General features: G+C 34.5%; 1 protein-coding gene. It reads right to left on the bottom strand.

Going from position 1 to position 362, the window contains the following annotated elements:
- A partial coding sequence (locus HC176_RS17720; RefSeq protein WP_483414760.1) for a YjjG family noncanonical pyrimidine nucleotidase occupies positions 1–282 on the bottom strand: 282 nt, incomplete at its 3' end.
- Positions 283–362 lie beyond the last annotated feature (80 nt).

The raw sequence follows: 362 nt of genomic DNA, 5'->3' as shown, positions 1-362 counted from the left end.
ACTTAAAGCCTCGATCGTGGTATTGGACACCTCTATCTTCAAGGCATCGAAGGATTCCTTCAATCTTCCTATTCGAAGATCTTCTTTTGTTACCTTGTCTTGCCGGTAAAGTGCCCAGTAGTTTTCATTTATTGGGGAATAAATTTTTAAAAACTCATTAAGCTCAACATTGATCTCATGCTTTGTAAAGATGGCACCAAAAGCCAGACTGGAATTTTTATCGAAATCCCATAAAGTATGATCAAGATCAAAAAAGATATGTCGGATATTTTTAAACTTCATTTACTAATTTTAAGATGCTATAGTTCCTCTTAGCATTTGAGTATTCAGAAAAATCTGTATTAGAAAAGACGGCAGTGAGA

Source organism: Tamlana crocina (assembly GCF_012037625.1).
The sequence above is the reverse complement of the archived record's forward strand: the minus strand, read 5'-3'. Positions and strand labels throughout refer to the sequence as shown.